Genomic DNA, 20,633 nt, shown 5'->3' with positions numbered 1-20,633 from the left:
CTTTAGGTATAAAAATAGTTTATCATATATGTGTAACAATTCACAAGTATAGATGTTTGCTTCGAATTTATATGGAGGGGATACCATGGAAAAATTAAAAAACGAAAAAATGAATGTTAATCCTTGGGAAGGTTTTACAGGGACTAAATGGCAAGAGTCAATTGATGTTAGAGATTTTATTCAAGAGAATTATACTTTGTACGAAGGTGATGATTCATTCTTAGAAGGCGCAACCATTGAAACTTTCCAATTATGGGATCAAGTAATGGAACTAACAAAAGCAGAACGTGAGGCTGGTGGCGTTCTAGATATGGATACTAAAGTTGTATCAACAATTACGTCACATGATGCGGGTTACTTGAATAAAGACATTGAAAAAGTAGTGGGTGTTCAAACTGACAAACCTTTCAAACGTAGTTTACAACCATTCGGTGGAATCCGTATGTCTGTTCAATCTGCAGAAGCATATGGCTACAAGATTGATCCAGAAATTGAACATATCTTTACAAAGTACCGCAAAACTCACAACCAAGGAGTATTCGATGTTTATACTCCTGAGATGCGTGCGGCTCGCCGTTCTGGAGTAATTACAGGACTTCCAGATGCATATGGTCGTGGACGTATTATCGGAGATTACCGTCGTGTTGCATTATACGGAGTAAACCGTTTAATGGAAGAGAAACAAAAAGACTTCGCAAATATTGGTAACGGACAAATGAACGAAGAAGTTATGCGTCTACGTGAAGAAGTTAGTGAACAATACCGTGCCTTACAAGATTTAATTGAATTAGGTAATATTTACGGCTTTGATTTAACGCGTCCAGCTGAAACAGCGCAAGAAGCATTCCAATGGTTATACTTAGGATACTTAGCGGCAATTAAAGATCAAAATGGGGCAGCAATGTCATTGGGTCGTACATCTACATTCCTAGATATCTATATTGAACGTGATCTTGCTACAGGTGTGCTTTCAGAAAAAGATGCGCAAGAATTAGTTGACCATTTCGTTATGAAATTACGTCTAGTTAAATTCTCACGTACACCTGATTACAACCAATTATTCTCAGGAGATCCAACTTGGGTCACTGAAGCAATCGGTGGTGTTGGGATAGATGGACGTCCACTAGTAACTAAAAACTCATTTAGATTCTTACATACATTATCAAACTTAGGACCAGCACCAGAACCAAACTTAACTGTGTTATGGTCACCAAGCTTACCAACTCATTTCAAACGATTTGTTGCGAAGATGTCTATTGACACATCAGCCATTCAATATGAAAATGACGACATTATGCGTCCAATTTACGGTGATGACTATGCCATCGCATGTTGTGTGTCAGCGATGGAAGTTGGTAAACAAATGCAATTCTTCGGTGCGCGCGCGAACTTAGCAAAAGCATTATTATATGCAATCAACGGTGGTGTCGACGAAATGTCGAAAGCACAAGTTGGACCAAGCTATCGAGCAATTACTTCAGAATACTTAGAATATGATGAAGTGATGGAACGTTATGATGACATGTTAGAATGGTTAGCAGGATTGTATATCAATTCATTAAACGTTATCCACTACATGCACGATAAATACAGCTATGAAAGTATTGAAATGGCTTTACATGATACAAATGTAAAACGTACGATGGCTACAGGTATTGCTGGATTCTCAGTTGCAATTGATGCTTTATCAGCAATCAAATATGCAAAAGTTAAAACAATCCGTGATGAAAATGGTCTAGTTGTCGATTATGAAATCGAAGGGGAATTCCCACAATACGGTAATAACGATAAACGTGCCGATGAGATCGGTGTTGATTTACTTAAAGCATTCATGACTAAAGTTAAGAAACATCCAACTTACCGTGATGCTATCCATACAACATCTATCTTAACAATTACTTCAAACGTTGTTTATGGTAAGAAAACTGGTAACACGCCAGATGGACGTCGTGAAGGAGAGCCATTTGCACCTGGGGCGAACCCAATGCATGGACGTGATACTCACGGAGCGTTAGCAAGTTTAATTTCAGTTGCTAAAATGCCTTACGAATATGCTTTAGATGGAATTTCAAATACATTCTCAATCATTCCAAAAGCATTAGGAAAAGATGAAGAAATTCAAAAAGATAACTTAGTGAATATGTTAGACGGATATATTAAAGAAGGTGGACACCACTTAAACGTTAACGTGTTTAACCGCGAAACGTTATTAGATGCGATGGATCACCCAGAAGAATATCCACAATTAACTATCCGTGTATCTGGTTATGCTGTAAACTTCATCAAATTAACTAGAGAGCAACAAATGGATGTTATTAACCGTACAATGCACAGTTCAATGTAATCACTTAAGTTTTAGATATCTTGTTGAAAGGGGGATATATCTTGTCAGAAGTTAAAACACCAATTATTGGGAACGTCCACTCGACTGAAAGTTTCGGATCAGTTGACGGACCAGGGATACGATTCATCTCTTTTATGCAAGGATGTCGTCTACGCTGTCAGTTTTGTCATAATCCGGATACTTGGAATATGCGTGGGGGAACACCTTATACTCCGCAAGAATTATTCGATGAAGCCATACAATACCGTTCTTTTTGGGGTAATAGCGGCGGGGTAACTGTAAGTGGCGGAGAACCTTTACTACAAATCGAGTTTCTGATAGAATATTTCAAAATTTGTAAAGCACATGGTGTTCACACAACGATTGATACGTGTGGCGCGCCCTTTACTTTAGAGGAACCATTCCGCTCACAATTTGAAGAACTGATGAAGTATACTGATCTGTTCTTATTTGATATTAAGCATATTGATCCAAAAGGTCATGCGAAATTAACAGGCGTGCGTAATGAGAATATCATGCAAATGGCTGAGTTACTTTCAGAGTTGAATATACCTGTTTGGATTCGACACGTACTTGTTCCAACGCGTACGGATTACGATGAGTATCTGATCCGATTAGGCGATTATGTTGAAACTTTATCGAATGTTCGCAAGTTCGAGGTACTTCCATATCATAAACTAGGTGTCTATAAATATGAGGCACTCGGAATTAAATACCGTTTGGAAGGAGTCGAACCACCGACTACAGAACGGGTCGAAAATGCTAAAAGATTATTGAGAACAGAACGCTATAAAGGATATTTAGATGATTAAATAAAGCGACATAATTAAAGCGTAACACTATAAAACAGTGTTGCGCTTTTTTTGTATTTCTAGCAAATATTACCAGTATAATCAAAGAAATATTAATATCAATAAAACAACATCAATGTTGTTATATAACAGAGCTGCGATTATGTTCAACTAATCACATATAGAGATTTGTCGTTGAATGAAACAGCATAGATAACTGTTACAATACTTTATAAAAACCTATTACAGTAGCATTTATAATAATTAACCTCTTTACTTTTGTTTGTGAAAAGAGTAACATATAATCAAAGATAAAGAAAAGGGGAGCGTAACAATGACGGAATTAATTGAAAAAGAAGTTATTGGAAATGTTAATTACATGATTAATGGTTTAGTAGAAAAAGGTTTGGTTGCTTTAGAGGAATACGATCATTTTAATCAAGAGCAAATTGATCACATTGTAGCGAAAGCTTCAGTTGCAGCTTTAGATCAACATGGTACTTTAGCAAGACATGCAGTTGACGAAACTGGCCGTGGTGTATTTGAAGACAAGGCGACAAAGAACTTATTTGCTTGTGAGCACGTTGTAAATTACATGCGAGATATGAAGACTGTTGGTGTTATCAGTGATGATGAAGTGACGGGGATTACAGAAATTGCTGAACCTGTTGGAGTTATTTGCGCCATCACTCCGACAACGAATCCGACGTCAACAACTATTTTCAAAGCGCTCATCGCATTAAAAACTCGTAACCCAATCATTTTTTCATTTCACCCGGCAGCACTTGAGTCATCAGCCCACGCTGCTCAAATCGTTCGAGATGCAGCGATTGAAGCAGGTGCACCAGAAAACTGTGTGCAATGGATTACAGAACCATCGTTAGATGCAACGAATGCATTAATGAATCACGATGGGGTTGCAACAATCTTAGCCACTGGTGGAAATGCCATGGTTAAATCGGCTTATTCATGTGGTAAGCCAGCTTTAGGGGTTGGGGCAGGAAATGTGCCAGCTTACGTTGAAAAGACAGCAAACGTTAAGCAAGCAGCTTATGACATCGTATTAAGTAAATCATTCGATAATGGAATGGTATGTGCTTCTGAACAAGCCGCAATTGTTGATAAAGAAATCTATAAAGAATTTAAAGATGAATTAGTAAGCTATCATGCTTATATCGTAAATTCAAAAGAGAAAGCACTATTAGAGGAATTTTGTTTCGGTTCTAAAGCATTCAGTGAAAACTGTGCTGGCGCAAAATTAAATAATGAAATTGTTGGGAAACCAGCGACATGGATTGCAGAACAAGCAGGTTTCACCGTTCCGGAAGAAACAAATATTCTAGTAGCAGAGGTGTCAGAAGTTGGACCAAACGAACCATTAACACGCGAAAAACTATCTCCAGTCTTAGCTTTATTGAAATCAGAAACAACTGAAGATGGAATTCAAAAAGCTGCACAAATGGTTGAGTTCTTTGGATTAGGTCACTCAGCTGCGATTCATACAAAAAATCAAGAATTAGCGAATGAATTCGGCCGTCAAGTTAAAGCCATTCGAGTTATTTGGAACTCTCCTTCAACATTCGGGGGAATCGGAGATGTATACAATGCCTTCATCCCATCATTAACTCTAGGTTGCGGATCATACGGACGAAACTCAGTTGGTGGAAACGTCGGAGCATTGAATTTACTTAACATTAAAACAGTTGGGAGACGACGCAATAACATGCAATGGTTTAAAGTACCTTCAAAAATCTATTTCGAACGTGACTCAATCCAATATTTAAAAACAATGGCTGATGTTGAACGTGTCATGATTATTACGGATGAATCAATGATGAAACTCGGCTTTACTCAAAGAATTATCGACCAACTTGAGGCACGCCAAAACAAAGTAAATTACCAAATCTTCCATAAAGTTGAGCCAGATCCAGATATTACAACTGTTAGAAGTGGAGCTGAAGCGATGGCTCAATTCCAACCCGATACAATTATCGCCCTTGGTGGTGGATCTGTTATGGATGCGGCTAAAGTCATGTGGTTATTCTACGAACAACCAGAAGTAGACTTTAGAGATTTAGTTCAAAAATTCCTAGACATTCGTAAAAGAGCAGTTAAGTTCCCAGAACTTGGGTCTAAAGCGAAGTATGTAGGTATTCCAACGACATCAGGAACAGGATCTGAAGTGACACCATTTGCAGTTATCTCAGATAAAAAAAATAATATGAAATACCCATTAGCGGACTATTCTTTACTACCAACAGTCGCAATCGTAGACCCTGCTTTAGTTGAGACTGTACCAGATTTTGTTACAGCTGACACAGGGATGGACGTGTTAACACACGCGATCGAAGCTTATGTATCAGTGATGGCTAACGACTTTACTGATGGACTGGCTTTACAAGCAATTAAGATTGTATTCGAAAACTTAGAAGCTTCAGTAAAATATAACGATCCAGAAGCACGTGAAAGAATGCATAACGCTTCAACTATGGCTGGGATGGCGTTTGGTAATGCTTTCTTAGGAATTAACCACTCAATGGCTCATAAGATTGGTGGAGTTTTCCACACAGTTCACGGTCGAACAAATGCGATTTTACTTCCATTCGTTATTTGCTATAACGGAACACGACCAGCGAAACAAGCGAACTGGCCAAAATACAATTACTACAAAGCGGATGTAAAATATCAAGACATCGCTAAATTAATTGGACTTGATGCAAAAACTCCAGAAGAAGGCGTGAGAAACTTAGCTCAAGCTGTGTTCGAACTCGGAGAACGTGTTGGAATTCAGATGAGTCTTAAAGACCAAGGCGTTGATGAAACAGCCTTCATGGATAAAGCTGAAGATATCGCCTACTTAGCCTTTGAAGACCAATGTACTCCAGTGAATCCGCGCTTAGCTTTAGTAAGCGAAATGAAAGAAATCCTAGAAGATGCTTATTACGGATATAAAGAAAGACAAGCAAACTACAATTAATATTATCCAACGAATCTAGTAATACCTAAATTTGATCCCCTTTATATACGTATAAGCCTTGCTTGCGCAAGTTAGGCTTATACGTTTTTTTGTTTTGAGTTGCATCTAGCTAGAAGAATAAAAATAAATTGTTTCAGCTGAGGTGCTTAAGTGGAATATTATAAACTAATTCTTCCACTTGTTGAGGTAAGCTTATTCACGCTTATCTTTGAATTCAGGCATTTTCTCCTTTTAGTATGGGCTTATATATATTAATATAGTGATATACAGTGAAAAAACTGAAGGAGAGGGTAATATGTCACACGCTTTACCTAATATTGGAAAAGTTGCTACCAACGCACTTCAAACAATTGATGTAACACAGCTTGAGGAAGTAGCTGATTTTAGTAAAGATGAATTATTAAAGCTACATGGAATGGGACAAAAATCGATCAACATATTAGAATCAGCCTTAACTGATATCGACTTAACATTTAGTGACGCCGAACCACATCCATATAAGCCAGATTTTTTATTGTTAGGTGATTTAAGTTGTGACAATGCGCCGAAAAGACGTGTTATTAGAGACTTTATTATAGGCATTTTTGTTGGAAAGCAATCTAATCTAGAGGAAACACTTAATCCTACTGTAGAAACGGAAATTAACGGCGATCAAACAATAAATGGGATTGATGAATTAATCACTTATTTTGATAAAAAAGATATACAGTTAAGTAGTTTAAATTTACTGAGTATTTTATCCCATGGGAAATATGGAGCAGCGGATGGTGTTGTCATTGCAAAATCAGGACAGAAAATACATTTTGCTTCATTTTGTACATTTGAAAATACAAAAAAAGAAGCTTTAATTAAAGCAATTAGATTTTATATGATTGAAGTAGTTGAATAAGGGAGCATAATATTAATAAAATACGAGGTGCATAATGGGAAGCCATGAGGATAAAGAACTAAGGGTTATAGTGAATGATGAAGTGTCTGGCGTAAATCAATTCAATCAAGCGATACTTAAGATAGATGGTCAAGAATATGTACTAAAGTCAAATAATCATTCAAGCAATCATCAGAAACTTGCTTTACGTAATTTCTTAATACCTGCAGTGATTGGAACTTTGATATATTTTCTTTTTTTCAATTCCCGAGAGCAATTATTTATTCAATTAATGGGACGTATTTCGATTGCGAGTGCGATTTTGCTGATTGGGTCGATAAGTGGAGTCATTACTTTTGCGATTGCTTTTATCGTAGGTAAAAGAAAAAGATTATCCAATTTGGAGAATATTTATTGGCGGAATGTTCCAACGATATTATTATCTTTCGCCATCATCATTGCTTTAGCCATATTATTCTTTTTCTACCTCTTAGATTTATTATTTGAAGGCTTAGTTTTAGATATTTATTTATCAACCTTACTGACTTTTATCTTTATATCAATTGTTAATTATGTCATGATCAGTTTTGTGATGATCCTTTCGACGTCTTTAATGACCAAATTATTAGTTTTGGTCATTTTAAGTGGAGTGATTATCTCAATGATTACCAATAGTGAGGCACAGTGGTGGCAGCGAAATTTAAGTTTCTTAGGAACGCAAGAGGCGAGTGGTGCTTGGCAATTTAACTTCACTTTAATGTTGTCTGCGTTTATGATGATCGCTTTAGTGGATAATTTATTTGTTGGTTTAAAGAAGATTTATCTAAAACACCGTCCACTAACAATCCTAAGAATATTACTTACGATTACAGCAATTTGCCTAGGACTTGTTGGTTATTTCCCAAGTGATGGACCGGGAAATATGCCTAAATATCATAACCAATCTGCAGGCATGCTAGTATATATGATTATCGCAATGATTATCAGCATCAAGTGGTTTGTGCCTAAGGTGTCACGAGAATTTGTGATTACATCTTATGTGTTAGGTATTATGTTGTTCGTTGTTACTTATTATTATTTAACTGGCTGGTATATTACTTTAACAGGATTTGAAATTGTTTCATTTGCCCTTGCTTTTACTTGGTTGATGCTACTACTACAAACACTTGATAAAGCGAGTCGAGAGCCCATCCCCGTGTATGATATAGATATTGAGTTTAATAAAGAAACAGAATCTAGAGATATATAGATTGAATTCATTCAATAATATAGGATAATAAGATTATGAGATTTCTCATAGTCTTTTTTGTTTGTTCTTGAAAGGAGGAGGTTGATAATGAGAAAGGTTTTTAAGTTTTTAGTATTCTTTCTTTGTATTTTCTTTGCAATGACTGGCGCACAGGCGTCTAAAGCGCAGTCCGATTTGAGATTATGGGTTGTGGCCGATGTCCATCATTTATCACCAAGCTTATATGTTGAAGGGCGCCGCATTCAGAAATTACAAGATACTGGTGCTGGTCTGGAAGTTTTTTACTCCAATGAACGGCTTGAAGCCCTTGCTTATCAAATCGAAAAGGCAGAACAGCAACCGAATGCTTTATTAGTTGTAGGTGATTTGACTTTAAACGGAGAGTATCAAAGTTTAGTCGAACTTCAGAAAGCATTTGCAAAAATCGAAGCTTTAGGTACGGAAGTTTTTGTGATACCTGGCAATCATGATATTAACAATGGTTGGGCAAGTTCATTTACTGATAGTAGAGCTGTGAGGGATAAACAAATTACTCCCGCAGAATTTAAAAAATTAATGAATTCCTTTGGCTATGGAGAAGCAACTTACCAAGATGATGCGAGCTTAAGTTATATTACTCAATTAATGAGCGATCATTGGTTAGTAATGTTAGATAGTAATATTTATCATGGAGAAGGCAATGACCAACCGCCCGTATCTAAAGGAGAATTGAGAGACGAAACCCTCATTTGGTTGGAGGATAAATTAAGGACTATTACGGAAGCAGACGTTGAAGTGACGGTTGTTTTACACCATAGTTCTATTCCGCATTTTGAATTGATGGGTCAGAATTTTGTGTTGGGTAATTATGATAGCTTGAAGAATATTTTAGAAAAATATCAAATACCTGTAACATTGAGTGGGCATATGCATGCTCAACATATCGCGCAAGAAGGGCAAGTGACTGACATTGCGACAGGAGCGTTTGCTGTTCAACCGAGTGTGATTGGCGAAGTTGTGATTGATAAGAACCAGAAGTCGTATCAACAAATAAAATTAGATATGGATGCTTGGTCAAAAGAGACTAAGACAGAAGATCCAAATTTACTCAATTATGATACTTACCTCAAACAAGTCTTTACTAAAGCAAATGAGAAATTGGATTCCAATAAAGATCGAAAAGATGAATTAAAACAGTTAACACAGGAATTAAATTTAGCTTTCTTTGCTGGAAATATCTCGAATATTTGGGAAGCAACTGTCTCTGCCTACGAAGATACTTTTGAGAAACTAATTAGTCCTTATACAGAGTCGATGAACCGTTATCTACAAGTTTTAATTGATCAAGCAAATTATAATCACCAAGAGTATAGATGGTAATTTGGCATGCATGTACTTACGACGCACATATCAAACGGATAGAAAGGACAACATAATGGTCGAAACAATTATTAAAGCGGCAGTTCTAGTGTCAGTTATTATATTGGCAAATGTCTTAACAACTCGAGGTTACTTTGTCAGGGAAAGAGATTTTGATACGATTTCTAAATTAATTTTTTATCTAACGTTACCGAGTGCAATTATTTCAAATTTAAATGGATTGAGCTTTCCTCCAACACTGATTATTATTAGTATTATTGGATTTTTATGTAATTGGGTGTATATTATATTCTCGCATTTGTTAGGTAAAACACCAACAGAGAAAGGTTTTTTAATGTTGAATATGAATGGTTATAATATTGGAAACTTTTCTTTACCTTTTATTTCTTTCTTTTTCTCTGAAGTAGCGATTTTGGCAGTAAGCTTGTTCGATGCCGGGAGTGCTTTCATGGTTTTAGGAGGAAACTATGGTATGGCAAAGAGTGTCAGGGACGGGGAGAGTAAGATTAATATTGGGTATATCTTCCGCACGATGATGAGTTCACCTTCAGTTATTGTCTATATTGTGATGATTACCCTATCGCTTTTTTCACTACAATTACCAAGTTTTGTTACGGATGTGACCCAAATTATTGGGAATGGGAATACGTTCTTGTCGATGTTTATGATTGGTGTTGCCTTAGATTTAAGGATTCATAAGGAACATGTCCGGCTCTTAATTAAGACATTATCTGGTCGTTATGTTGTAGCAGCAGGGATTTCAACATTATTATATTTTTTATTACCATTTAGTTTAGAAATTCGGCAAACCTTAGCGATTCTTGCCTTTGCGCCGGTTTCAGGCGTTGCAACAATGTATACACGGATGTATGGGGAGAATTTTGAATTATCAGCAATTATAAATTCATTATCTATTATCATTTCGATTATTATTATGTCAATGTTATTAGTTGTCTGGCAAGTATAAAATAACTCCACATTGTAATGAAACTGTTCGTAATCGCTAATAAAAACATGGTATAGTATATGTGCATATAGAGGGGGGGATTTAATGGATAAATTAGGCCGTTTAGATCGAATGGTCATGAAGTACGTTAGTTTAGCTGCAGTATTTATTCTAGTTATTTTTAATTATCAGCACATTTTTGCTGGCTTGAGAGAGCTTTGGGATGTAATTTCTCCTGTTGTTTATGGGTTTGTATTTGCATATATTTTGAATTTAATTATGGTGATGTATGAGGGGTTCTGGTTTCCAGAAACGGATAATGAGCTACTTATTCGTGCAAGACGTCCAGTTTCGATATTACTGGCACTGATTACAGTTATTATTGTTATTGTTCTAGTGTTATGGCTCATCATTCCACAATTAATTTCCCTAGTACAAACTTTATTAGAAAACTTACCATTAATGGTTGAATATATTCAAAGGTGGATTGAGGATCTTGAAGAGATTTATCCTCAAATTGATACATTGATTAACAACTTAAATATTAATTGGGAAAATATTGCCCGAGATGCGGCGAGTTTTGCTAATAACATTTTAGGGTCAACGTTTACGACTTTCCAATTATTAACGTCATCTTTATTTAGATTAGTTGTTATATTAGTCGTCGCAATTTACGCCTTACTTTCAAAAGAAAAGATACAAAGACAAGTTAAACGCGTACTGCGTGCTTATATGAAGAGAGACCACTTCCGACGTTTGAAGTATGTCTTAAGAGTGACGAATGAATCATTCTCTAGTTTTATTACGGGAATGTTAATCGAAGCGATTATTTACGGAACGTTAGTAACTGTGGGTATGATGATATTTAACTTCCCTTATGCAGGTATGATTGGCGCTCTATCAGGAGCACTGGCCTTAGTACCAATGGTCGGGGCGATCTTATCAGCTGTTATTGGAACGATGCTAATCTTCGTTCAAAACCCGATTCAAGGACTCTTCTTCCTTCTATTCAATATCGTATTGCAACAGCTTGAAAGTAATGCGATTTATCCAAGAATTGTTGGTGGATCGATTGGTTTACCAGGTATCTGGACTTTCATTGCGGTAACGATTGGTGGGGGGCTCTTAGGACCTGCCGGCTTCTTCCTAGGAGTGCCTATTGCATCGGTCATATATAAACTCATTCGTTCGAATGTTGAATACAAAGAACATTACTATGAGTTAGATCTTGAAAGTGAATTAACATTCTAATTTAAAAGTTTAGACCTAATGATTAACCTAGTTGCTATCATTAGGTTTTTATATTTACATTGATTAATGTTGTAACCTAAAAACTTTTAACATATACTTACGTAAGAAATAAATAAAGTAGGAGGAACACGTTTGTGAAAGATATGACGTCGGGAACACCGATCAAACAAATTCTATTATTTTCTATACCTTTAATTATAGGTAATATTTTTCAATTATTCTATAACATGGTGGATACCTTCATTGTCGGACGGACGTTGGGCGTGAATGCTCTAGCAGGTATTGGTGCAGCAGGGAGTGTCATGTTCTTTGTGGTTGGTTTCTCGCAAGGGTTCACTGCTGGAATGGCAATTCCAACGGCGCAAGCGTACGGGGCACGTGATTATGAAAAGGTCAGTCGAAGTGTCGCAATCAATGGGGTACTATCGACTTTAGTCGTTATTGTGATGACGGCATTGAGTATGTTTTTCTTATGGGATATTCTTTATTTAATGAATACGCCGGCTGAAATCATTCAGTACACCTATGATTATTTAATTATTATCTTTGGATTTATGGCTATTACCATTCTATTCAATATGTTAAGTAACTTAATGAGAGCTTTAGGAGATAGTCGGACACCGGTGATTGCTTTAGTCATTGCGGTTGTGATTAACATTATCTTAGATTATATCTTTATCCTAGTTTTTGATATGGGAGTAGCTGGGGTAGCGACTGCGACAATGGTATCACAATTAATCGCCTCTTTAATTTGCTTATTCTATATTCAAAAGAAAGTTTATTTATTAAAAGTTAAAGCAAGACATTTTAAGATGCGTAAAGATGAAGTGATTCAACATTGCCGGATTGGATTCCCAATGGCGTTTCAATCTTCAATTATTGCGATTGGATCAATGTCTGTAACAATTGCCTTAAATACATTAGGAGCTGAAGCCGTTGCAGGTTACTCAGCAGCTCAAAAGATTGATCAAATTGTCGTCTTTGTTCTAATGTCATTTGGAGTATCAATGGCCACGTATGTTGGACAAAACTTCGGTGCCAAAAAATACGACCGTATCTTAAGAGGCGTAAAGCAAGTGCTTGTTCTTTCGATATCCGTGTCAATACTCTTCTCAGTTGTTTTATTCTTATTCGGTGGAGAATTAACGAGTGTCTTCGGAGACAGTTCTTCCAAACAAGTTCTGAGAAGTTACGGACAATACTATTTCCAATTAACCGGTCCATTTTATTGGATTTTAGCGATTCTATTTATCCTTCGTTACACTCTGCAAGGTTTAGGAGATAGTTTTATCCCGACAGTCGCAGGAGTGATGGAATTAACGATGAGAATCATTGCGGCGTTTGGTTTAAGTGGGCTTATTGGCTTTGCCGGTCCAGTTATCTCCAATCCAATGGCGTGGTTAGGTGCTGTACTTACTTTAGTTCCAGCCTATTACAAACGCAATAAGAAGTTAGTTGAATTGCAACAGCAAAAAGCAACTCAATAAAGTTAAGTCAGTCGATGCATTGAATGCACCGGCTGATTTTTTATTATTTTGGATAACATTTTAAAAGCGCTTGACCTTGACGTAGCGTTAAGGTGTAATCTGTATGAAGAGGTGAGGAAATGAGTTATTCAATTGGAGAATTAGCAAAATTAGCCGGTATTAGTACAAGGACTTTGCGTCATTAGGATACGATTGATTTATTAAAACCTGCGTATGTCGAAGAGAATGGGTATCGAGTTTATAGTGAAGATGAAGTGAAAATGTTGCAACAAATAATGTTTTACCGAGAATTTGGCATCACATTAGAGGAAATTCATGCGATTATTAATTTTTCCGAATTTGATCGTATTAAAGCGTTGGAAACACATTACCTACACCTCAAATCGGAAAAAGACCGTATTAGTCAATTGATGAATACAGTCGAAAACACAATTAAAATTTACAAGGAGGACTTAACAATGTCTAAAGAAGAATTTGAAGGATTTAAAAAACAACAAATTAACGCCAATGAAGAAAAATATGGTAAGGAAATCAGAGAAAAATACAATGAAGCTGTCATTGATTCATCAAATAAAAAATTTGGTAATTTAACGCAAGAACAGTATGAACGTATTGAAAAGCTTAATGAAGAAATCAGTAAGGCTTTAGTTAATGCTGTACCAGAAGGGAAACCTGAAAGTGCAGATGGGCAACATGTTGCTGAATTACATAAAGAATGGCTAATAATGGTTTGGCCAGATGATTTATACTCTGAAGAAGCACATATTGGCTTAGCTCAAATGTATACACAAGATGAGCGTTTCAAGAAATACTATGAAGATATTACTGAAGGTGCAGCAGATTACTTATACGAAGCAATCAAGTTTTTTTTACAAGTTGAATTGCAATAATTATTGCGACAATTTATTTACTCAATTAATAAGAGTTCGTGTAAAAATACTTCCAAGGGTGTTTGGTAATCTAAGCATTTCCTAGGACGATTATTCATTAACCACAAAGCTTGGTTGAGTTCTTGGGTAATCACTCTAGCGAGGTCTGTTTTCTTAGGAAAAAACTCACGTAGTAAACCGTTAGAGTTCTCATTGGTTCCTCTTTGCCAGGCACTATAAGCATCGGCAAAATAAAAATCAATCCCTGCTGCTTCGACCTCAGGATAACAAGCAAATTCTTTTCCTCGGTCTGAGGTAAAGGACTTTAAAGCTTCCTTAGGTAAGTTTTCTCTCAAATCTTCAATCGCAGTTTGCATAGCAACTTTAGAGCGATTTGGCATGGGTAAAGCAATATACATACGGCTTTTTCGTTCTGCAAAGCTCGCAAAACAACCTTTACTCTTGCCTCGTGAAGAAACAACGGTGTCGAGTTCCCAATGCCCGAACTCTTTTCGATTCTTCACAGATTTGGGGCGTTTTGAGATGGGAGTGCCGATATTAAACTTTCCTCGCGTTTCTTGAGGCTCTCGACTTTTTCCTTTGTGTCTTAAGACAGTTAGGGGCACCTTTAAGATATCTTGGTAAATCCAGTTATAGATGGATTTAAAGGAAAGTTTTCCCTGATAATCTCGTCCAACAATTTGTTCAGGTGACCATGTACGTTCTAATTTATCTTGAATGTCTTTAAGTAGCTCAACCGTGTACTTAGGATTTCTACCCTTAAGACGTACACGTTGATTGGCACCTTCATGGGTATTCTGAGCTTGGTATTGATCTGAAAGGCATCGTTTAAGTTCTCGATAAATCGTTGACCGATGGCGCCCGATTAATTGAGCAATGCGATTAATTTTATAGCCTTCTTGATAGAGTATTTCTATTTTTGAACGTTCCTCTATGGTAAGATGTGTGTAGCTCATAACAGACCTCCGTGTTTATGTTTTTGTCGTTACTAACATTTTACACGAACCTGTTATGGGTTTCTTTATTTGTCGCACTTAATTTTACAATTCATCACAATAAATAAGCGAAGACAATAAGTATTTAGAAAAATCGTGGGCTATGCTATACTTGTCTAAAGTAACAATCTGAAGTGAGGATGGATAGAGTTGAGTCATAGAAATAAAGGGTTTTTAGTAGCGATGTTATTCGTGATGCTAATCAGCCCAATAAGAATAGCAGCATCAGAAAGTAGTTCTAGTACAAGTGATGAAGAATTGGAACAAGTTGAATTAACTGAAGAGGATAAAGTGAATTATATTCGCTGGTTTAGAGCCTATGACGATCTGTCCCAAACACCTCTAGATGAATTGAAGTCTACGTTTGAGACGCTCATTTCCGAAGGTTCAACCGGAATGACTAAAAAAGAAGTGATTGAATTAGCGGGCGAGCCTGCTGAAACGTTTGATGCAGGTGCAAGTGAATTCTTATTGTATTATTCAATAAATGATGAAGAATCAGCTATTCTATATGCACAAATCTTCTCAGAAGAAAAGGCAGCGGAAGCAAGTAATGCACAAGCAGCTTCGACAGAAGCTGTGGAAAGTACAGAACCAGAAGAGGGCTTCGCTGCGCCTTATTTAACAGAAGTGAATTTATTGCTAGTGAATGAGACGGCCTTTGAGCCATTAAACATTACCTTAGAAGAAATTGAAACTTGGCAAGATGCAGAGAGTGACAATCGTGAGTTTACTACATTTGAAGAGTTACAGGAATTAATTGGTGAGCCCTCAGAGATAACATATCGATTCGAAGATGAAAGCTGGCTGTATGCTTGGATTCGAAATAGTAATGAAACTGACTCAATAGATTACGTCATGGCTGAAGTCGATGCTGACGGAAATATTGTGGAACTCAATACAATTGAAGATAGCGAAGAGAGCAGCGAAAGTGTCGAGAATTCGAGCCTAGAAGCATCTAACAACACTGACGAAACAGCTGAGTAAGCCGTTGGAACTGATTACCGCTTAGGTATACAACAATCATTGTGTAGGTCTAAGCGTTTTTTTAGAAAAATTAATAAGCGAGTCATGAATATGAATCGAATTAACTTAATTGCTTTAGGTGTCAAAAATATTGGTAAGGCAATGAAATTCTACAAAGAAATCAGTTTTAAAACCTATGAAGAGGCTGATAACCCACCGATTGTATTTTTTGATATGGAAGGGACAAAATTAGAGTTATTCTCACTGGAAAATTTAGCTAATGAAATAAATCCAACCAACCCTCCAGTCATTAATACAGGCTTAGTGGAATACATTAGCAATCAACTTTAAAACTAAAGTTGAAGTGGATGAATTTGTTAAACTGGTTGAGTCTGCTGGTGGGCCGATCGCGAAATATCCTAAACCTACGGATTGGGACGGGTATAGTGGTTGCTTCTAAGATCTTGACGGTTATTATTGGGAGGTTGCATATGGTGATAGCTGGAAGTTCGATGATAATAACATGCTAGTCATAGAATAATAAGTGTTGATTGAAGGAGCTGTGGTTGCAGCTCTTTTTTTGTTGGGAAAATGGGCAAACCTGCATTCGGGTTCAATTCGAGTACTCGATTCCGGCACTATGCTAGTTTTATAATCGTGGACAACCAGAGACATACTCGGTTTATTCATGGACTACGTTTATTTCTGTCATTATCATCGTAGACAAAATATCATTCCTCCCAATCCCTTCACACCGCAATTACTTTGAATTTTAGATAAATATTATTTATAGAATCATTGAAATCCCTAGACTCACACAATATATGTGCTATTATTATTAAGTGTACACTATATATTGTGTTTGAGGAGGATGGAAATGGATATAATATTTAAAGATATCAAGGAAAGTATAACAAATTGGATCGTCATCAAACGAGACGGGCGAGTCGTTAATTTTAATCCTAACAAAATAAAATCTGCGATTAACAATGCGTTTATTCATGTATATTCAAATAATAAAACAATGATAAATACTGAATTATCAGAATTAGTTGAAGAAATCATTACAAAACTATCAAGTAGATACGGTCAAGAATTGACGATTAATCAAATACAGCGCGTAACGGAAGAAGTACTCGTTGCTTCTGAATACTATGAGGTTGCTCAAGCTTACATTAGCCACCGGGTTCAAAGAGATCAGGAACGTATAAAAGCTGTTGATATCAATGAAAGTATCAAAGCCCTAACTGGAAAAGAAAGTACACTTGTGAACGAGAATGCGAATAAAGATAGTCGTGTCTTTAATACACAAAGAGATTTGACTGCCGGTGTCACAGCTAAAGCCATTGGGTTAAAGATGTTACCACCTCATGTCGCTAACGCTCATTTAAAAGGGCAAATACACTACCATGATTTGGATTATCAACCCTATGCACCGATGACAAATTGTAGCTTAATCGACTTTGAAACAATGTTTAATGAAGGATTTACAATTGGAAATGCACAAGTCGAATCACCCCAATCGATCCAAACGGCTACGGCTCAAATGGCTCAAATCATTGCCAACGTTGCAAGTAGTCAGTACGGCGGAACAAGTGCCAACCGAATTGATGAGATTTTAGCTCCATATGGTGAGAAAAACTATCAAAAGAATTTAAAGATGGCGCATGAGTGGATTGAAGATGAGGATAAACAAAAAGCATTTGCGATGAGTAAAACGAAAAAAGATATTTATGATGCGATGCAAAGTTTAGAATATGAAATCAATACACTGTATACGTCTCAAGGACAAACCCCTTTTACAACACTTGGCTTTGGTTTAGGAACTTCGTGGATTGAAAGAGAAATCCAATTCGCGATTTTGAAAGTCAGATTAGAAGGCTTGGGTAGCGAGAAAAGAACCGCAATCTTCCCTAAACTTGTTTTTACATTAAGAGACGGAGTGAACTTAAAAGAAGTAGATCCTAATTATGACATCAAACAACTAGCGATTGAATGCACAGCTAACCGTATGTACCCAGATGTTCTAATGTATGACAAATTAGTTGAGTTGACAGGCAGTTTTAAAGTGCCGATGGGGTGCCGATCATTCCTTCAAGGTTGGAAAGATGAGAACGGAAAAGAAGTCAATGATGGTCGAATGAACTTGGGAGTTGTCACACTGAATTTACCAAGAATTGCGATTGAATCTCGTGAGAATAAAGAACAATTTTGGTCATTATTAAAGGAAAGACTTGATATTATGACTGACGCTTTAGTGTATCGTGTGGAGAGAGTGAAGGAAGCTTTACCAGAGAACGCACCCATCTTATATCAGTATGGAGCATTTGGTGAACGATTGAATGAAGAGGATTCCGTCGATACATTATTTAAAAATAAACGCGCAACAGTGTCGCTGGGTTATATCGGATTATATGAAGTGGCGACAGCTTTTTATGGTTCGGCTTGGGAAGAGAAAGAAGAAGCAAAAGAATTCACACTAGAAGTGATTAAAACGCTTAAAGCTAAAGCTGACGAGTTAGGCGATCAGTATGGCTATCATTTCAGTGTTTACAGCACTCCATCTGAGAGTTTAACAGACCGATTTTGCCGCATGGATAAAGAACAATTTGGTTCGATTCCTGACATTACCGATAAAGATTATTATACGAATTCTTTCCATTATGATGTCAGAAAGAACCCGACCCCATTTGAAAAAATTGAATTCGAAAAAGACTACCCACAATACTGTAGTGGCGGGTTTATCCATTACTGTGAATATCCGAATATGCGCCAAAATTTAAAAGCATTAGAAACAGTATGGGACTTCGCTTATGACAAGATTGGGTATCTAGGAACGAATACACCGATTGATCATTGTTATGAATGTGACTTTGATGGAGAGTTTGAAGCGACCGAACGTGGTTTTAAATGCCCTCAATGTGGCAATCAAAATCCTGACACATCAGACGTTGTAAAGAGAACTTGTGGCTATTTAGGTAATCCACAGAAAAGACCGATGGTGCGTGGAAGACATAAAGAAATTAACGCGCGAGTGAAACATATTCCGGAGAGTGTCGTGAAATTGAAACGCAATCAGAAAGCGAAATTAGCAAATGATTCAAGGAGCGTACTCGAATGAAAAATCCCAAACCCAAAGAATGGCTAGCCAAAGATTTGAGTCTAGAAAAGATTGCAGATTACAAACCATATAATTTTGTAGATGGCGAAGGAGTCAGATGTAGTCTTTACGTCAGTGGTTGTCCCTTTGCCTGTGTCGGTTGTTACAACCGTGTCGCACAAAACTTTAACTACGGCACACCTTATACGCAAGAATTGGAAGAGCGAATCATTGAAGATCTCGCGGCATCATATTGCCAAGGCTTAACTTTACTAGGCGGAGAGCCTATGTTAAATACCAATATCGTAGTCCCTTTATGTAGAGCAATCCGAGAAAAATACCAGCAGACTAAAGATATTTGGTCATGGACTGGTTATACATGGGAAGAATTACTTTTAGAATCTGAAGATAAGTTGGAACTATTATCCCTTATCGATGTTTTAGTCGATGGGCGTTTTGACATTAATAAAAAAGACCTCACAAGGCAATTCAGAGGCAGTACAAATCAACGTATTATCGACGTCCAACAGAGTTTGGCGCAAGATAAAGTTGTGCTTTGGACACAATCGAATGGTCAACCATATTATTAATAAACAAAAAACAACAGCTCGATTTTTTTGAACTGTTGTTTTTTTACTTATAAAGCATCTTTGAAAAAGGCAGTACCTACACGTATGAAAGTAGTTCCTTCTGAAACAGCGATGGGATAGTCTTGGCTCATGCCCATGCTAACTTCTGTACAAGGAGCATTTGTAAAGTTACTTTGTTCCACTTCAACTTGTAACTCTTTTAAAAAGCGGAAATATTCATGAATTTCCTCTTGGCTGGCATCAATAGGAGCCATTGTCATTAGGCCAATGATATTTAACTTATCATATGCTTCTAACTCTTTTAAAGTGTCAGCCAACGCGTCGGGTTGGAAACCAGATTTACTATCTTCACCACTCACATTAACTTGAATGAAACAGTTAACCGGCTGCTCAGCGCGTTTTTGAATTTCTTTTGCTAAAGAGAGACGGTCCAGAGAATGGAGATAATCAATATCATTAATAATCTTCTTCACTTGTCTCGTTTGTAAATTACCAATAAAATGCCATTGAATCTCGTCATTAATATCTGCTAAATTTTCATATTTCTTTAAGAATACATCGGGGCGATTCTCCCCAAAGTGTTTTACTCCAAGAGCGTGCAAATCACGCATCGTTTTTTCATCAACGGTCTTAGTGACTGCAACTACAGTAGGTTCCTCGTTTCCAGCGGGTAGATGATTTTCAATCGTTTCTTGAATTACATTGATATTTGTTTTTAACGTTTGTTTCATTGTCACTTCGTTCACCAATCCTTTAATTATTCCTCTATTGAATTTATCAATAATGATGGAGGGTGTCAATTTGAAGACATTCAAACGAA

The 20,633-nt window shown here is 36.8% G+C and carries 17 protein-coding genes; 15 read left to right on the top strand and 2 right to left on the bottom strand.

Annotation, left to right across the window (positions count from 1 at the left end; translation table 11 throughout):
• Positions 1 to 85 precede the first annotated feature (85 nt).
• From pflB to HW423_RS11350, 11 genes are all read left to right on the top strand, one after another.
• Positions 86 to 2,344, top strand: a complete 2,259-nt coding sequence (gene pflB / locus HW423_RS00235) for a formate C-acetyltransferase (RefSeq protein ID WP_218929959.1) — start codon at positions 86 to 88, stop codon at positions 2,342 to 2,344.
• 41 nt (positions 2,345 to 2,385) lie between these two features.
• Positions 2,386 to 3,156 carry a pyruvate formate-lyase-activating protein gene (gene pflA / locus HW423_RS00230; RefSeq protein WP_218929958.1) on the top strand — a complete coding sequence of 257 codons (771 nt, stop codon included), beginning with the start codon at positions 2,386 to 2,388 and terminating at the stop codon, positions 3,154 to 3,156.
• Positions 3,157 to 3,469: 313 nt separating this feature from the next.
• Entirely contained in the window at positions 3,470 to 6,112 is a 2,643-nt protein-coding gene (gene adhE / locus HW423_RS00225) for a bifunctional acetaldehyde-CoA/alcohol dehydrogenase (protein WP_218929957.1), read from the top strand.
• Between the two features lie 295 nt (positions 6,113 to 6,407).
• Complete coding sequence (locus HW423_RS00220) at positions 6,408 to 7,001, top strand: helix-hairpin-helix domain-containing protein (RefSeq protein WP_218929956.1); 594 nt, start codon at positions 6,408 to 6,410, stop codon at positions 6,999 to 7,001.
• Positions 7,002 to 7,035: 34 nt separating this feature from the next.
• On the top strand, positions 7,036 to 8,229 hold the full coding sequence (locus tag HW423_RS00215; protein ID WP_218929955.1) for a DUF998 domain-containing protein: 1,194 nt from the start codon (positions 7,036 to 7,038) through the stop codon (positions 8,227 to 8,229).
• An 87-nt stretch (positions 8,230 to 8,316) separates the two neighbouring features.
• Positions 8,317 to 9,588: a metallophosphoesterase gene (locus tag HW423_RS00210; RefSeq protein ID WP_218929954.1), complete on the top strand. Its 1,272-nt coding sequence runs from the start codon at positions 8,317 to 8,319 to the stop codon at positions 9,586 to 9,588.
• A gap of 55 nt (positions 9,589 to 9,643) precedes the next feature.
• On the top strand, positions 9,644 to 10,555 hold the full coding sequence (locus tag HW423_RS00205; RefSeq protein ID WP_218929953.1) for an AEC family transporter: 912 nt from the start codon (positions 9,644 to 9,646) through the stop codon (positions 10,553 to 10,555).
• 84 nt (positions 10,556 to 10,639) lie between these two features.
• Positions 10,640 to 11,785 (top strand): AI-2E family transporter, encoded by a 1,146-nt coding sequence (locus HW423_RS00200; protein ID WP_218929952.1) that lies wholly within the window; start codon positions 10,640 to 10,642, stop codon positions 11,783 to 11,785.
• A gap of 143 nt (positions 11,786 to 11,928) precedes the next feature.
• The gene (locus HW423_RS00195; protein WP_235956180.1) at positions 11,929 to 13,272 is read left to right on the top strand and encodes an MATE family efflux transporter; all 1,344 of its coding nucleotides are present in this window, start codon (positions 11,929 to 11,931) and stop codon (positions 13,270 to 13,272) included.
• Between the two features lie 119 nt (positions 13,273 to 13,391).
• Positions 13,392 to 13,457, top strand: a complete 66-nt coding sequence (locus HW423_RS11460) for a MerR family DNA-binding transcriptional regulator (RefSeq protein ID WP_218930052.1) — start codon at positions 13,392 to 13,394, stop codon at positions 13,455 to 13,457.
• A 6-nt stretch (positions 13,458 to 13,463) separates the two neighbouring features.
• A complete protein-coding gene (locus HW423_RS11350; RefSeq protein WP_328803102.1) occupies positions 13,464 to 14,162 on the top strand; it encodes a MerR family transcriptional regulator in 699 nt (232 codons plus the stop codon).
• 17 nt (positions 14,163 to 14,179) lie between these two features.
• Here the strand turns inward: HW423_RS11350 and HW423_RS00180 are convergent, their stop codons facing one another.
• Complete coding sequence (locus HW423_RS00180; RefSeq protein ID WP_218929949.1) at positions 14,180 to 15,118, bottom strand: IS30 family transposase; 939 nt, start codon at positions 15,116 to 15,118, stop codon at positions 14,180 to 14,182.
• A gap of 189 nt (positions 15,119 to 15,307) precedes the next feature.
• On the opposite strand from HW423_RS00180, the gene HW423_RS00175 reads away from it, so the two are divergent.
• The 4 genes from HW423_RS00175 (at position 15,308) to nrdG (ending at position 19,813) form a co-directional block, all read left to right on the top strand.
• Entirely contained in the window at positions 15,308 to 16,144 is an 837-nt protein-coding gene (locus tag HW423_RS00175; protein ID WP_218929948.1) for a hypothetical protein, read from the top strand.
• A gap of 90 nt (positions 16,145 to 16,234) precedes the next feature.
• On the top strand, positions 16,235 to 16,474 hold the full coding sequence (locus tag HW423_RS10970) for a VOC family protein (RefSeq protein WP_235956161.1): 240 nt from the start codon (positions 16,235 to 16,237) through the stop codon (positions 16,472 to 16,474).
• Between the two features lie 526 nt (positions 16,475 to 17,000).
• Positions 17,001 to 19,244 carry an anaerobic ribonucleoside-triphosphate reductase gene (gene nrdD / locus HW423_RS00165; protein ID WP_218929947.1) on the top strand — a complete coding sequence of 748 codons (2,244 nt, stop codon included), beginning with the start codon at positions 17,001 to 17,003 and terminating at the stop codon, positions 19,242 to 19,244.
• Positions 19,241 to 19,813: an anaerobic ribonucleoside-triphosphate reductase activating protein gene (gene nrdG / locus HW423_RS00160; RefSeq protein ID WP_218929946.1), complete on the top strand. Its 573-nt coding sequence runs from the start codon at positions 19,241 to 19,243 to the stop codon at positions 19,811 to 19,813. The genes nrdD and nrdG overlap by 4 nt, the downstream gene beginning before the upstream one ends.
• 47 nt (positions 19,814 to 19,860) lie before the next feature.
• Here the strand turns inward: nrdG and HW423_RS00155 are convergent, their stop codons facing one another.
• Positions 19,861 to 20,544, bottom strand: a complete 684-nt coding sequence (locus HW423_RS00155; protein WP_218929945.1) for a YggS family pyridoxal phosphate-dependent enzyme — start codon at positions 20,542 to 20,544, stop codon at positions 19,861 to 19,863.
• Positions 20,545 to 20,633 lie beyond the last annotated feature (89 nt).

It is taken from the genome of Ruoffia halotolerans (genome assembly GCF_014049385.1).
Lineage (GTDB): Bacteria > Bacillota > Bacilli > Lactobacillales > Aerococcaceae > Ruoffia > Ruoffia halotolerans.
This window is presented reverse-complemented; position numbering and strand designations above follow the sequence as displayed.